Raw genomic sequence first — 14,572 nt, 5'->3', positions numbered from 1 at the left:
CCTATCACCTGTCACCTATCACCTATCACCTGTCACCTATCACCATTCCCACTTCTTCAATCGGTGCTGGTGCTGCCATGTCGGAGGGTAAAAATATGCGTGCGCTGACTGCTACTAGGGCAACAATGAAGACTAACACGACTAGTAAGGGGGCAATGTATTGACGAAAGATAGACATATTTTTGTGTGCGATCGCTTGAGGTTTTAAAACCTAATTAAAGATTTGTGAATTTTACTTGACTTAATTTTAGCGAGTTTTGGGCATTGCGTGCTAGGAGGGGGGAATTTTAAACGCGGAGGGACGCGGAGAGTTATTAGCGGGTATCTCGGTCTAGGTCGTCTAGAACTCTCTCGCAATACCAATTGTCTGGCATTCCAGGATAGTTTTCTCTGGCTTGCTCAATTAAACGTTCTGCGGCGGCGGCATCACCCGATAATTTAGAAATGAGTTTGTTTTTGAGATAGTTTTGGTTCTCAAATGCGGGTTCATTGATTGGCTCGTTAAGTGGCTCAGGAATCGGTTGTGGTAATTTTTGGGATTGGGTTTCTCCTCGCTTCAATTGCCAGAACAATACGTAATAGAGTGTGCCAAAAATTAAAATTAGGCTGATTGTTCCAAAAAAGGTGAGGAGGTTAAATGTTAGATAACCTAAAACTAATTGTGAAAGAACGTAGCCAAGTAACAATCCGGTGAGTAAAAGAATAAATGTGCCGATAAGAATTACTATTTGGTTCCCCATAAATCCTCGTCTTCTGGCTCAATTCCTGGTCTGTTTACTGCCACTGGTTTTTGATTCCAGGGGGCAAAAAATGGTAATAAAAGCAATCCGGGGACTGCGGCTATAATACTAATCACGAAAAATAAAGGCCAACCCGTACTTTTTGCTAGGCTGCCGGCTGGTGCAACCAAAATATCACGGCTGATACCATTTCCTAATGAAGATGCACTTTATTTGGAAGTCTCTTGCTCCTCATCATCTAATCCAGGACGATTCATCCGTTTTAACCCACCGCCATTATTCCAAAATGTCAGTCCTTGCAGAGAACGTTCTGGTGGTTCGCTACCAACTAGAGAAATCACCAGACCTAATATGATTGCAACCGGGGCAGTAATCGCCGAACGCCAAATTCCCGGAAAGCTGAACCAGTTATTTTCTGAGCCAACCACAATGAGGATAACTGCCAGAACAGTACCGTAAAATGCCCCAGTAGCATTAATGCGGGGAAAGAGAACTCCCATAAGGAAAATTCCCAGCAATGGGCCTAAAAACATGGTGGTATATGTCACCAGGAATGGAAGTAAAGATTTTCCTGTTGAGGCAACAAAAAACGCCGAGATTATACCCAGAATACCCCAGACTACAATCAACCATTGGGCAACCTTCAAGGATCGAGATTCACTATATTCTGATTTGGCATAACGGTCATAAAAATCAACTGTCATGCACGTAGCCAGGGAATGAAGTGCCGAATCAATAGATGACATAGCAGCAGCAAAAATGGCAGCTACTAACAATCCTGAAGCCCCCGGTGGAACTTGATTAACTATAAAATAAGACAGAATTTCATCTGGTTTGACATTAGCTGGCAGGCCAGCATTAAGGGAATAAAAACCAAACAACAAAACACCAAGCAGGAGTGTAGCAGCAACACCTACAAAGCCAGAAAACCAACCCAGCAAAATTGCCTTACGTGCTGAGGGGACATCGGCACAGGAGACATATCGCTGTACAGATTGCTGGTTTGTTCCTGCCACAGCAAAGGCCAACATCCCATAAGCTAATAATGCCGTTGGTAGTGAGCGAATTGATTCTGGTTCCCAGGATAAGTTTACTACAGCGAGTTTTCCCCCTGCGCTGGCTGCACGCCAAAGTTCTCCCAAGCCTCCCGGAACTGCTGATGCAGCAGCCCAAATACCTGCTGCCAAGCCAACGAAAATCATCCCAAACTGAAATACATCAGTCCAAACTACTGCTGTAATACCACCTGCTACAGTATAGATAATGGAGATGACCCCAACGAGTAAGATAGCGATATACACAGGCAGCCCTGTAATTGTTGAAACAACTAGGGCGGCAGCATATAAAAGTCCTCCTAAACGGGCAATCACAAACAGTAAAAAACACAGCGAACCAAGAGAGCGAGTTTTGGCATCAAAGCGTTTTTCCAGATACTCATAGGCTGTGGTTAGATTCAGTCCCACAAAAAATGGTAGAAATATCAAGATGACTAGTCCATAGCCAATCAAGTCACCGAACTGTAGCTGTAGATAGAGAAAACCATGCTCATAGCCCTCTCCTGGACCGCCAAGGAGGGAAGCGGCAGAGAAAGAGGTTGCAATAATTGATAAACCAATTGCCCACCAAGGTAGCTGCCGTGAGCCTCGAAAATATTCATCTGTATTGTTTTGCTTGCGACTGGCTACAATTCCGATGCCTGTGACAATCAAGGCGTAAACTGCAACAATGAACCAATCAATGATACTCATAGGTTGTGGGGTGTAATTTATGATGCTGTTAAATTGACCTTTTCGACATTCATCCAAGCTTGCAAGGTCTTACTAGTCAAGAATAATGGCAAACCAGATGAAAAACCGAGTAATATCAAAGCCGCCATCTTCCGGCTACCAAAAACTTGCAACAGCGATCGCACTGGATTCATATATCTGTTTTTATTTGTGAGTTGCAGTTATCTTGCCTTGACTTCTCCCCTGGATGGAATCACAGGGGATTCTAAACTGATGTTGCTACTTGCGTCTTCAGACACGCTACGCAACGTTTACGATATGATTTATTTAACCTCTTAAACAAGTCATATCGTTGTGGCACAGTCAAAGATGCCCTACCCACCTCGGCTAAAGATAAACCTAGCTGTGTGGCTACTTTTCTTAAAATATTTGCTGCTGCTTGTGCATCTGCGGAGGTTAATAATCCTTTAGCTGATTGATATAATCCACGTTTTACCCTTTGACCTGACGGTTTCCATCCTGCGGGTTTTTCACCATGCTTGTAGAGGTTATCGTCATCTAGGTAAGACGCTTTTGAAGTGTAAGCTTCTTCTGTTACGGTAACAATAATTCCATATTCACTAGCTAACTGCTTTAATCTTTGAATTAGTCTACCTGTTGGAATTGGGACAAAGTTTTGATTATTTGCTTTACCTAAACTAGCGTTAACTTTTTGCCCTTCATTCCAGCCAATAACTATATTTCCTATTCGGTCATTTAGGCATCGGTTAACAATAAATCTAGCTGCCTTGTTGATTGTATCTCGCATTTGGTTATTGCGCCTACGCTGAATGCGGTCAAGTTTAGCATCCCAATAAAAATCAGATTTACCTTGCTTGTATTTGGCGACTAAACGACAATAACCTTGATTCATTGACTTGAGTTTTCTGCCATCAATAATCAAGCTTTTACCCAGTGTAGCAACTCCAGTCAGCCAATTTGTCCCCCCGTGGTCAAATCCCCATGCCTGGGAGTAATCGAGATGTGGGTTGTTTTTAATCGGTTGCTTACCATCATCAATCACCCAGTCAATCCAGAACTCGCCATAATAAGGACGAACTTTTACTTCCTTTACCCAATCAGAATCAATAAAATCAGGCAAAGGTAGTTTGATATCTGTGATTAATTCTGGTTTAGTTTCTTTACTAATTGATGGCTGGAAATAACCATCTTTAAAAGTCAGTGCTTGACGAGGAAATGTTACTGCTGCCAAACCTCCTTTCTTGCGATACTTAGGCAACGAAGGTTTATCAACTTCGCTGTTGTAGTAAGCCTTAACTAATCCGTTGTAGCTAGTTATTGATTCGCCAACTAATTTCAAAGTTTGTTGTGCTGCTTGTGCGGCTAAACCTTTGTAATGTGGATTTTCCTTAAGAGCTTTATCTAATTCAGGATAAGTTGTTTGACAATAATAAGTTTTCCATCCACTACGCAATTCGTCACCGCACCAGTAAGTTGTAAAAGCATTATCCATGCTTTCTAATCTTGCGTAATGACTTTGGCGAGTATGGTAAATTGCACAATTTATTAAGCTGCTTGAGTGTTGGCATTGGTCAACCCAAAAAGTTTTTTCTTCATCAGTGAATTTAGCTCTGATTGGAATTGTTCTGTACAATCTTTACTCACCTCCTGTTTAGGAGTATAGTTGAAACAACAATATCCTCTGGTTGCTGGTTTGCCAGTCGCCTTGTGACCGCAGGGCTAGTATTATTAATTAACCGTATACAGACATTTGAATCGAGCAAATACATCAAAATAAATGCTCCCTAGTTTCATACTCTCCCTGTTCTGGTCTTTCTAGGGGTTCTCCTACCCAACCACCAATTACTTCTTCAAAAAAAACCGGCATCCAGCCTCTTTGTTGTGGTGATACTGTTTGAATTGTTACTGTAACTTCAATTTCTGTATTTGCCATTTCTATTGGAATATCAAGATGTAAAATCCCATCTGCACCTACATGAGAACGTATTTTAATACTTTCCATAATTGTTTCTCCTGAGAGTGGGGTTAATAAACTTTCACAGTTACCTAATTTGTTCAACTTCATGTCCCCTAATTTCTACTCCGTGTGCAGCTAGGCATTTCTTCCAACCTTCACGCGTACCAATTTCGCTTTTCTGTTGCAGTAATCCCAATTCCTCTTCCTGCTGGGTGAGTTTGGCAAACTGTTCATACAGAGGATAACTAGCTGTAACAAAGGTTTCCTTGCGGTGCAGTACGGGAGGATTTGCCCTGTCACTGTAATCTCGGTGAGTGATATACAAAGTTTTTAAGTCAATTGTGATACTAGCTGTGAGGGCTGGATGGGGGTCTGTGTCGAATTCTGGGTAAAAAAGATAGGATATTTGCGGTTTATCAATGTGATATTTGATTAACGTAGCCCCATCAACACGTCCAATGGTGCGGCTGGCGCAACCTTCGTAAATGCGTAGTAAGGGGTCTAGGGCTGATAAAGCGGAAACATGGACGTAAAGCGCACCCCGTGTATGTTTCCCAATTTTGCTTTTGTCACAGGCGGTTTTAATTATTCCTGGTTTACCTAGACTAAATAATTTTTGGTCAGCGACTTCACACGCTTCCTCATAGCTACCAAAGAAAGCTTTGATGTCGTGGCGCATGGTTGGGGCTAATTGCGAGAATCTGGGACGTTGATCAAAGTGGGTGAGGGCGAGGTAGACTTGAATATCTAAAGAACGACGGTAGGCGATCGCATCCCATTCGGCTTCGTCGGTAGCTTGTAAAATGACATTAAAGGCGCGGCGGAAGTTACCAAATTCCCCCAGTAGTTCTTGTGCTGTGGCTAATTCACCTTTGACGGGTAATCTACCGCGTTGGGTGAAAAACTCCATCAGGGGTTGGAGTTGTTCTTGGTAGTCTTCAAACCGCTTGATGGGGATGCGGACGCGTGGTGTAGAGGTGCGGGAAAAGAAGCGGATGGCTTTGAAACTTTCTTTTTCAGCTTCATCTCGGAAGACAAAGTAGACACCCAGTGCTACTGGAACTGCATCTACATTTAAGACTTCATTAATATATTTTTTGAGTTCTTCTTGTTCGTAATATTTTTGGAAAGTATTCCGCCTGGTGACGATACCATCACTGTAAGCTAGTTGGGCTTTGCTGGGAGCATTAATTAATACTTGTGCGGCGACAATTAAAACTTTGCCGGTGAGTTCCCAAGCTTGGATGAGACTTTGGCGACGTTCTTCAATATCTTCTATGACGTTGAGGATGTAACCCAAATTAACCACATCAGCAGAGGTGATTGGTTCATCGGGGTAGTAATAAGGGTCCCAGCCTAAACTGGTGTAGCCGAGGTTAGCTACACGTTGCACATCCCCACCATAGCCGCAACCGTAATCGAAAAAACTGGTGTCTTGGTTGAGGATTGCCCATTCTATAGCCAATCGTACAGGACGAGAGATTTCATTGCGAGCGATCGCGGCTCTATGACGCTCGATTTCTACCGTTTCAGGCATAGTATCAGTTGTCAGTGATCAGTTAACAGTTATCAGTTACTGTTACTTAATATCCTTTCCACCTTTTATTGCCAGTTCAATTAAATCTTCAATTTTCTTGATATTTGGGTCGCCGGCTAAGTAACCAATACCGCGATGCAAATGTAGACGGAATTGGGTGGCTAGGGTTTCTTTATCCGTGGGATAGCCATCATTATGACAGCGTTGTTTGAGGGCGAGGAGGAGAATATCGGATATTTCGCCACCAAAGACGCGCCAAGTTAGTTCGACGTTACTATCTTGGGGAAGTGGAACGGGGGAAGGTGGGGTAGATTCTGCAAGGGAACGACAAAAAGCCCAACGACAAAGAATATTCCATTGGTCGATTTTAGTGTTGCGTTTGAGTTTAAGTAATTGCTCTTTTGCAGTTTGGGAGAGTTTAATTCTTTCTATTGGAGATTCCATAACATTAAGTAAATATCGAATTTATTGGTTACAAACCCAAACAATAGCGATTTTATAATCCATCCATGTCAGTCACAAGAAACTCCTGATGGATTGCAGTAATTTCTGTTTGAATATCTGCATCAATAGCCATTGCTGCTAATTGTGCATTCATGTATTTTTGATGAGTTAACTTATCTGATGTTTGCTGTCTTTCTTGCATTTGCTTTTGAATACGTTCTAAGAGCCATTGTAGTTCTTCTAATGATAAAGCACATAAGTCACGCTCTATTTCTAATAAATGTGGTGATACCATAGTGATTGATTTTCCTATGCTATTTAAATATATTGTAACTATCTAGATTGAAATAAATTGCTAGACTCAATTTTTTAGACAATATCTACTACCAAAAGTATTGATTTTCTATGACGGTGGTTTCGCGGTTGTGTGAGTCGTATTTGAGGAGGTATTCACGGGCGATCGCTTCATTTTCACGTAGTGTTTCGACTTCTTTTTTACCGATTTCCGTATCAGTGGATAACAAAATAACTTGATGACTGGCGGAGGGAAAGTATTTCTCTACTAGATTGTTGCGGTGGGAAGAATCGAGTCTACCGAGGGGTGTGTCAATGGCTACTGGTAGGCGAAGTCCTGAGACTTTGGCTAGTCCCCAGAGAAATGCGATCGCTAGTAGTTGTTTTTCCCCTGCTGACAGGCGATGTTTGGGAACTGGTTTACCATTGAAATCATAAATAGACAAACTAAAAGTCTTGGTGTCAATGGCGATGCTACGCACTAAATCAGATTTGTGTAGCAGATAGAGAAAACAATTCTTCACTTCCTCCTCTAATTTATTCAGTTTTTTCAGAGTTAATTTTTCTCGAAAAAGTTTCAATGTCTCTTGGACTTTTGCGACTGAAGTAATAATATGTTGTCTATTTTTACTATCAAGATTTTTATCTGTATATTCCTTTAATTCTTTCTTTGTCCGTTCAATTACATCTGTTAATTCCGCAAATTTGCGGCGAGTTATTTCACATTTAGCCTTAGCTTGAGAAACTTGATTTTGTGCATCTTCCACAGTCTCGCGTAGCTTTTGATATGCTTCCGGTTCTGCGGCTGTCTGTACTTGTCTTTCTAAAGTGATAATTTCTTCTTCTACACCTTGCAACTTAGTTAAGTGTTGTTGAGCAGATTTCTTAGCATTTTGCAAATGATATCTCACATTATCTAGTTGGCTCAAACTTTCCTCATCTGCTAATAGCCAAGGTGCTTCTGATTGAGCGTAACCTGTATATAAACTCTCTGCATCTTCCTTAAGAAAAGATTGAATCTGATCAACCTGTTCTAAATTAATTGCTAATTGATTCAGCCAATTTAGTAAGCGTTGATCTCGCTCAATTAAGACATCTTTAGATAACTGTACCTGTTGATAGCGAAATTCTTGTGTTCCCTGCGCTTGAACTTGATTTAGTAAATTGGGAATTAATGCTAGGGGTAAAACATCAGCAGCTAATTCACCCATTGACTGTCTGATATCTTCTACTATTAATAACTTATCTTTCTGTTGTTGTTCTAATTGATTGCGTTCGGCGGCTATTTTACCGCCTTCAGAAATGAACTTATCTAAAGCTTCTCGCTGTTGAGTTTCTAGTTCTTCAGTTTGATTATTTAGCTTTGCTAATTCTGATTCTATTTCTTGATAATCTTCCTGATATTGTGTTAATCGTTTTTCAATTTCTTCTAAATTAGCTAAATCTTTAATTTCCGCGACTTCTTTACGTTTGCGGTTTACTAATATTTCTAAATCAACTGCCAATTTATCGGACAACTCTAACCCTAAGAGTCCGCGAATAGCTTCGATAACTATTGGTGGTGGTGTTTCCTGTTCTGCAAGTTCTTTAACTTGTTCTCCATCAAAGAGAAATAAGTTAGAAATACCTATTGGTAGGAGATTTTCTATATAGTCATCCCAGATATTTACTAAAGAATCAACAGGCCAGGTGTCATCATCACCTAAAATCCCTAGTGTGTCTTTACCGTCTTTTGGGTTTTTTTCCCAAGTTCTGACAATACGATATTTGACTGGTTTATCGTCTTCAATGTGTTCAAAAAGTAATTCAATGCGGGTTTTTTCCGCAGGGGTTGCTTTATTATTAACGCATTGAGTTAAAAAATCACTATAACTCAAGTTACCACGAGTAGAACATTGAGCGCGTTGTCCATAGAGAGCTAGGCGGATAGAATCCATCAGAGTAGTTTTTCCCCCGCCATTCATCCCACCTAATAAGACAATTGGACGGTGGTTTTCTTCACTTCTTGTATCAAGATTTATTACTTGTCTGCCAGAATAAGGTCCGAAGTTTTGTAATACGAGTTCTAGAAATATCATTTGTCTTTATGGTTATAGCTACACAGTTCAAGGCGAATGAAATTCGCGGCTACACAGGCTAAGTCCGCCTACGCGGACTATTAAGAAAGTAGAAATGAAATATTTAACCCGCCTGCGCGGGTTTTGTTTGTATAGCCGCGATTTCTAATCGCCCTTTAAATCGCCCGGTAAATTTAATTCCCAAGTAGAAATAAGAGATTTTTGTTGATGATGATTAGCTTGATTTCTGATATAATTAGCCACGCTATTGATTGCATCATGGCTAACAGTAAAAGCGGCATAGCTACCTTGCCATTTGAAAAAATCGCCTGGCTTGACTTCGTGAGTTATAAAATGAGAAGAACTACCTTTAATCTGTTTAATTAATTCAGACACACTCACAGTTACAGGAAAACCTGTTAGTAGATGAACATGGTCTTCAATACCACCAACTGCAATTACAGTACATTTTAACTGTTCACATTCTTTAATAATTGCTGCATAAACTAACTTTTGAATATCAGGTGTAATTAGAGGTAATCTATCCCAAGTTGCCCAAACGTAATGTAGATATAATTGCGTAAAATTTGCTCTCATTTTCCTTGAACCCGCGCAGGCGGGTTTTGTCTGTGTAGCCGCGATTTCTAATCGCCTTTTACTAATCGCCCTTTACTTGTTTATTTTTAAACTTCATATTTCCCCAAGTTGAAGGCTTGTCAGTTTCATTTTTAGGCTCATCGACAGCATCACCCAAAGTTAGCTGCTTGACTTTTTCTTTCACCGTGGCTATGTCACCTTGACTAACAGCTTCTCTTAAGTCGCGTTTTAAATGAGCATTTCTAATGGCTTCTTCTGGGGAACGGGAACTAGTATCAAAGCATTTCTCTAAGCTTTCGTAAATTCCTACGCGCTTGCTTTTCTTCCGAAATTGGCGTTCTGTGTCTAAAAGTTTCGCCATCAGTTCCAAGTGCATACCATCATCTGCACAGATTTCTTCTAATACAGACCATTCATCACTACCTAGTAGTTTATGGTCAGCCCCAGGACGGGGGTCTTTAAATTCTTGACCTGTTATTTCTTGATAGATACGAGGTAGACTATCATCAAATTCATGTCTTTCTTCCAACCAAATACGGCGAATTTCACTTAGTTCCTCTAGAGAAATAAGAGTAATATCGCGCATATTTTCTGGTGCTGTTTGACGGATTTGTTTTTCGACTGTAAGTAATTTTCTCAGCCAATCTTCCCGTGCTTCTTTGACATAAGGGCCAGGAATAGGCTCAATCGATATTTCATTCTCTAAGTTACGCTCATATAGTTGAACTACCCCACTTCTACGGCGAAAATCTCGGCGATCGCGGGTTTCTTCTGCATCCAATTCTTTACGGAAATCGAGTAGAGGTTGCATCCACTCTTTTTCTTCGTCATTCTGAATCATCGCCGCCAGAGATTTATCCTGACTGACTAAAGTACACACCCAACAACCAAAACGAGAGCTTCCACAGCTAGGTGTAGTTGTGTCAACAACTAAAGGACATTCATTATCAGCAGAAGCACCTCGATACATAGAAAATAGGTCTTTATTGCTGTATCCCCAAGGATTTTCCCACTGCATTAAATAAATCCAAACTTCATCATTTTGCCAGTCTTCGATAGGGCTATAAACTAAAGAATTGGGCAAATTCATGTTAGGACTGAGGTGATCGCGTACCCGTTTAGCTTCTAATTTTTTCATTCTGCTAGCACGTCTTGTGCTTTCAGCTTTGCGAGTACCCAGCACGACAATAGCTTCTCCACTGGCTCGGATCACATCACGAATAAAGCGATTTGACGGATTAATTTTGAGGCGTTCTGTACACCAACGAAATTTTCCTCTTGGTGCTGGATAACCTTTACCAATAAAACCAACCCAAAATGTTTCTTTAAAATCTGGCTGTAATAGATGAGGTTCAAATGGTAATTCTCGCGCTTGCGCCGCAGATTTCATCTGTTTGAGAGAATTACGTACCCAAGCAGCAACGATAGGATTTTCTACCAGGGTATCTGTAGTGATCACATATATTGTCTTAGTTCGTTTTTCTGGAGGGAGTTCGGCGATCGCATTCCAGACCAACTGTAAAGTAGCAGTGCTGTCTTTTCCACCCGAATAACCTACAACCCAAGGTATTGCATCCAAACAATACAATTCTTGAATTTCCGTCGTGAGAGCTTGGATATCTTCCACGAACTCTGATACAGTACGTGTTTGCTGACCTTTAGTTTCTGGTTTTTGTGCTGTACTCATTTCTCCCTCCTTCGGAAAACAAGATTTTCACCTCATCTATTACATCCAAACAAATGCAATTTCTGACTAAACAGGCAAGACTAGCCCACACAGATTTTATTCCGTGTAGGCTCAATTTGTTTGTTTAGCTAAAGTCCTCTACTTTGAGGAGCAAAACTTGATGAGTCTGCTTGAAGCAGTAAATATTTGATTAACCTTATATATATTTACTGCTATTTTTTAAAAATTTTACAATTATTATGTAATTTTTTTTAGAAAAATTTTATTTTATAGTTTAGAGTTTTCAAAAACTAACATGAAAGACAGTGCATCTGATCCAACTTCTGACATCGCTAGAGAGTATCTGGAACGAGAAAACAAGGAAAAGCAAGTATTATCTTTACTTTTAGGCAGCTTTTTAGATAAAAAAGACCATATTTTAGTTCAAAAGACGCAAATGGGCGGAACTGAGGCTTATGTGGGTTCTGTAACTCTAGAATGGTTTGGGGGTCGGGTTCACTTCGCCTCTGGTTTACCCCTACTGCAAAAAAAGTACAATCCAGAGACAGATAATATTGAAATTGACGCAGATAGTATCGATGAGATTCAACAACGTCCTCTGGACTGGTCGCGTCAAGCACCGTTAGTTCAGTATTTGGCGGCTAGAAAAAATCATAAGTTTCCGCCGGTGCTGGTGGTAATTAGTCAGCCTTGGGTGGATGACCCCAAAGCTTCTGAGTGGGACAGTGAAGGACGTGCGAAAAAATCTACAACTGATTTTACCCCTCTAGATAAAGATGGTAAAGTCGGTTTACTGAGTGTTTCTGAAGAGAACGTCACCATTTATGCACTAGATGGTCAACATCGACTAATGGGGGTGCAAGGGTTAATAGAGTTAATCAAAACCGGCAAACTCCAGCGATATAAAAAAGATAAAGCGGCTGATGATAGTTTTATCACCGTGTCAGATTTAACAGAGCAATATCAAGTAGACCCTACTTATTTACAAAGCTTACCCAAGGAAAAAATCGGGATTGAATTTATTTGTGCGGTGAATGCTGGGGAAACTCGCACTGAAGCAAGACGGAGGGTGCGTTCGGTTTTTGTTCATGTTAACTTGATGGCTGCACCGTTAACTAAAGGTCAGTTAGCACAGCTAAATGAAGATGATGGTTTTGCAATTGTGGCGCGAAAAATTGCTGTTACTCATCCGCTTTTAGAACAGAAACCAAATCGTAACCCTCGCGTTAATTGGAACAGTGCAACAGTAGCAGCGAATGCTACGGTGTTAACGACGCTGCAAGCATTACAAGATATGTCAGAAAGATACTTGGGTCAAAAGTTCCCCCACTGGAAACCTTTTGAGAAGGGTTTAATTCCCATGCGCCCAGAAGACGAGGAAATTGAACAGGGAATTGAGGAATTCAGAAAACTTTTTGATAATTTGGCAAGCCTACCTAGTTTAAAAATTTTAGAACATGAAGATACGCCTGTTTTAAGAAGGTTTAGTTTTGAAAAGGGTGGTGGTGAAGCGAATATACTTTTCCGTCCTGTAGCGCAAGTTGCTATAGCGCAAGCTTTAGGATTATTAGTATTTAAAAAGCGTTTTTCCTTAGCTAGTATTTTTAAGAAGTTGCGGAAGTTTGACCAGCAAGGTGGCTTTTCTGGTATGGAGTATCCCCAGTCACTCTGGTATGGGATTTTATATGACCCAAATAAAAAACGGGTACAGGTGGCTGGAAAAGATTTAGCTGCTAAGTTATTGATTTATATTCTGGGTGGACTTCAAGACCCAATGGAAATTGCGGAACTTCGCAAGGCTTTTGCTAGTGCGAGAACTGTAGAAGATAAAACGATAGGGTTTGATGGTGAGTTTGTCGAACCCAAAGAAGTAGGACTTCCACCTATTCTTAATTAATAAAGGTAGTTAAGACAGTTAAGTTCAGACTCGGATGGAGTAATTCTTACTAATTAAACATAACGTAAGTTAGGAGAGGAATTTACTTAGATCAAATTCCTCTTCTTTCTCATCTTTCTGATTGCGTTCATAACTAAGAAATAATAAAATTCGCTCTGAATAATCTACTGCTCCACGCAACTCATTTTGAAGTATCTCTAGCCCACCATTTGCATATTCTTCAAAAATACTGTTGCGTTGAGTTTCATATTCTTCTTCATAAAGAGATAAAACATTAATGTCCTGAGTTTCAGTCATTCCCAGTAATTTAATTACCACATCATTTCCTACTGAAGCAAAATATTCTAACCTGATTGGTGATGGTTCTCGTTTAGAAATTTCCCCTAGAGGAACGCGCTTTTTATGCTTTGCACCCAACGCAGCAGCAAAGACAATTACATCAGCAAAAGTTTGAAAAGTTCCTGTACTAGAATCTGAAGATGTTAACGCTTTAACTAAATCGGCTTTATCTTTAGCAACCCTGATTCTACCTGTTTCCGCCATGATATTGATAATCGCTTTGTAGCTATATTAACCGAAAAGTATAAGCGATGCCTAGCTTGTTCGTTACAAAAAAATATATCTTTGTATTTTGGTGTTGCAGTAATTAACTTTCGCTGAGTGTTCTAACTGTCTTTTCTAATGATAAATCCGCCGCTATTAAATCAATCCCATCAATAATTTGACTGGGGTTGATGATTCGCAAAGCAGTAAAACATTTGTCTCGATAAGCAGGGTTATTTTGAAAAGAAGATATCGCTTTTTTTAAAGGTTCAATTACGGGATAGGCTGTCTCTGCTTTCTCAATAGCTTCTACCGGAATTGGAGACTTGAGCCTTTGGATAGCCAAATCGATTAAATCTCTCGAATCTACTGAAGAATCGTTCCATCTGTCGGAGTTGGCTAAAAGTTTTTCAGCAAAACTATCAATTTCATTTAAGCATGGTACGGGCGACCAAGTGGGATAATCTGGGTCTCCCAATTCGATACGTCCTTCCCTAATAATTTCAAATTTTAGCAGAGTTTCATCAACCATAATGGCAAATCTTACCCCGTACTGGTCAGATTTCATTTCTCTCGGAAATTTGAGATTCTTTTGTGTATTAAATAAGGCATTATATTGATTTTCGTCTATGTTTTGTCGTAGCCATCGATAGCCAGTACCAGAGGAACAGAGAAAATCTATATCTTTGCTTAATCTATATTCGCCATGTTTTAAACTCACTAGAGTTCCGCCGCCAAAGTATGCTCCAGATTCTAGTAAAAAATTCGCATTTAGTTGATTAAGAACATTTAAAATTATTTGATGCAATTCCCTCTCAAACATTTGCACTCCTAACCAGGATTTATAATATTGAGCTAACTGTTGCACAAATAAAGTTTCTGTTTGGCTCAAATCACCTAAAACTCCTCGATAATGCCATCCTCGCTCATATATTTTCAGCATTTCTAAAAGAGTAAGGTTTTCTATACCTTCTCTTTGCCAACATAATTTTTCTAAAAATGGTAATTGTTTTGGTATTTCAATTTGAGGTTTAATGAACATAGGTGAAAAGAACTAAATTTCTGAATAAA

General features: G+C 40.0%; 14 protein-coding genes and 2 pseudogenes. 1 reads left to right on the top strand and 15 read right to left on the bottom strand.

Annotation, left to right across the window (positions count from 1 at the left end):
* Window positions 1-25 precede the first annotated feature (25 nt).
* The 13 genes and pseudogenes from L6494_RS16510 to dndC form a co-directional block, all read right to left on the bottom strand.
* Complete coding sequence (locus L6494_RS16510) at window positions 26-178, bottom strand: hypothetical protein (RefSeq protein WP_237988798.1); 153 nt, start codon at window positions 176-178, stop codon at window positions 26-28.
* 136 nt (window positions 179-314) lie between these two features.
* A complete protein-coding gene (locus tag L6494_RS16505; protein ID WP_237988797.1) occupies window positions 315-740 on the bottom strand; it encodes an ABC transporter permease in 426 nt (141 codons plus the stop codon).
* A pseudogene (locus L6494_RS16500) lies at window positions 725-925 on the bottom strand (AmpG family muropeptide MFS transporter); the annotation flags it as partial. The pseudogene L6494_RS16500 and the gene L6494_RS16505, both read right to left, overlap by 16 nt.
* Window positions 926-949: 24 nt before the next feature.
* Window positions 950-2,488: a sodium:solute symporter gene (locus tag L6494_RS16495; RefSeq protein WP_237988796.1), complete on the bottom strand. Its 1,539-nt coding sequence runs from the start codon at window positions 2,486-2,488 to the stop codon at window positions 950-952.
* Window positions 2,489-2,511: 23 nt separating this feature from the next.
* A pseudogene (locus tag L6494_RS16490) lies at window positions 2,512-2,661 on the bottom strand (AmpG family muropeptide MFS transporter); the annotation flags it as partial.
* Window positions 2,662-2,732: 71 nt separating this feature from the next.
* A complete protein-coding gene (locus tag L6494_RS16485) occupies window positions 2,733-4,121 on the bottom strand; it encodes an RNA-guided endonuclease InsQ/TnpB family protein (protein ID WP_237988795.1) in 1,389 nt (462 codons plus the stop codon).
* Window positions 4,122-4,256: 135 nt separating this feature from the next.
* Window positions 4,257-4,490, bottom strand: coding sequence for a hypothetical protein (locus tag L6494_RS16480; RefSeq protein ID WP_237988794.1), 234 nt, complete (start codon window positions 4,488-4,490; stop codon window positions 4,257-4,259).
* Between the two features lie 40 nt (window positions 4,491-4,530).
* Window positions 4,531-5,982 carry a DNA phosphorothioation-associated putative methyltransferase gene (locus L6494_RS16475; protein ID WP_237988793.1) on the bottom strand — a complete coding sequence of 484 codons (1,452 nt, stop codon included), beginning with the start codon at window positions 5,980-5,982 and terminating at the stop codon, window positions 4,531-4,533.
* Window positions 5,983-6,024: 42 nt separating this feature from the next.
* Entirely contained in the window at window positions 6,025-6,426 is a 402-nt protein-coding gene (gene dndE, locus L6494_RS16470; RefSeq protein ID WP_237988792.1) for a DNA sulfur modification protein DndE, read from the bottom strand.
* Between the two features lie 52 nt (window positions 6,427-6,478).
* Window positions 6,479-6,721: a hypothetical protein gene (locus L6494_RS16465; RefSeq protein ID WP_237988791.1), complete on the bottom strand. Its 243-nt coding sequence runs from the start codon at window positions 6,719-6,721 to the stop codon at window positions 6,479-6,481.
* A gap of 88 nt (window positions 6,722-6,809) precedes the next feature.
* On the bottom strand, window positions 6,810-8,798 hold the full coding sequence (gene dndD / locus L6494_RS16460; protein WP_237988790.1) for a DNA sulfur modification protein DndD: 1,989 nt from the start codon (window positions 8,796-8,798) through the stop codon (window positions 6,810-6,812).
* 144 nt (window positions 8,799-8,942) lie between these two features.
* On the bottom strand, window positions 8,943-9,374 hold the full coding sequence (gene tnpA, locus L6494_RS16455) for an IS200/IS605 family transposase (protein WP_237988789.1): 432 nt from the start codon (window positions 9,372-9,374) through the stop codon (window positions 8,943-8,945).
* Window positions 9,375-9,435: 61 nt separating this feature from the next.
* Window positions 9,436-11,061 (bottom strand): DNA phosphorothioation system sulfurtransferase DndC, encoded by a 1,626-nt coding sequence (gene dndC, locus L6494_RS16450; protein WP_237988788.1) that lies wholly within the window; start codon window positions 11,059-11,061, stop codon window positions 9,436-9,438.
* A gap of 295 nt (window positions 11,062-11,356) precedes the next feature.
* On the opposite strand from dndC, the gene L6494_RS16445 reads away from it, so the two are divergent.
* Window positions 11,357-12,958: a DGQHR domain-containing protein gene (locus tag L6494_RS16445; protein ID WP_237988787.1), complete on the top strand. Its 1,602-nt coding sequence runs from the start codon at window positions 11,357-11,359 to the stop codon at window positions 12,956-12,958.
* 69 nt (window positions 12,959-13,027) lie between these two features.
* Here the strand turns inward: L6494_RS16445 and L6494_RS16440 are convergent, their stop codons facing one another.
* Together L6494_RS16440 and L6494_RS16435 are read right to left on the bottom strand one after the other, a co-directional pair.
* Window positions 13,028-13,501 carry a DNA phosphorothioation-associated protein 4 gene (locus L6494_RS16440; protein ID WP_237988786.1) on the bottom strand — a complete coding sequence of 158 codons (474 nt, stop codon included), beginning with the start codon at window positions 13,499-13,501 and terminating at the stop codon, window positions 13,028-13,030.
* A gap of 103 nt (window positions 13,502-13,604) precedes the next feature.
* Window positions 13,605-14,543: a nucleotidyl transferase AbiEii/AbiGii toxin family protein gene (locus L6494_RS16435; protein WP_237988785.1), complete on the bottom strand. Its 939-nt coding sequence runs from the start codon at window positions 14,541-14,543 to the stop codon at window positions 13,605-13,607.
* Window positions 14,544-14,572: the final 29 nt, after the last annotated feature.

It is taken from the genome of Nostoc sp. UHCC 0870, assembly GCF_022063185.1.
Lineage (GTDB): Bacteria > Cyanobacteriota > Cyanobacteriia > Cyanobacteriales > Nostocaceae > Trichormus.
Note: the sequence above shows the minus strand (reverse complement) of the source record. Positions and strands in the feature narration are given on the sequence as shown.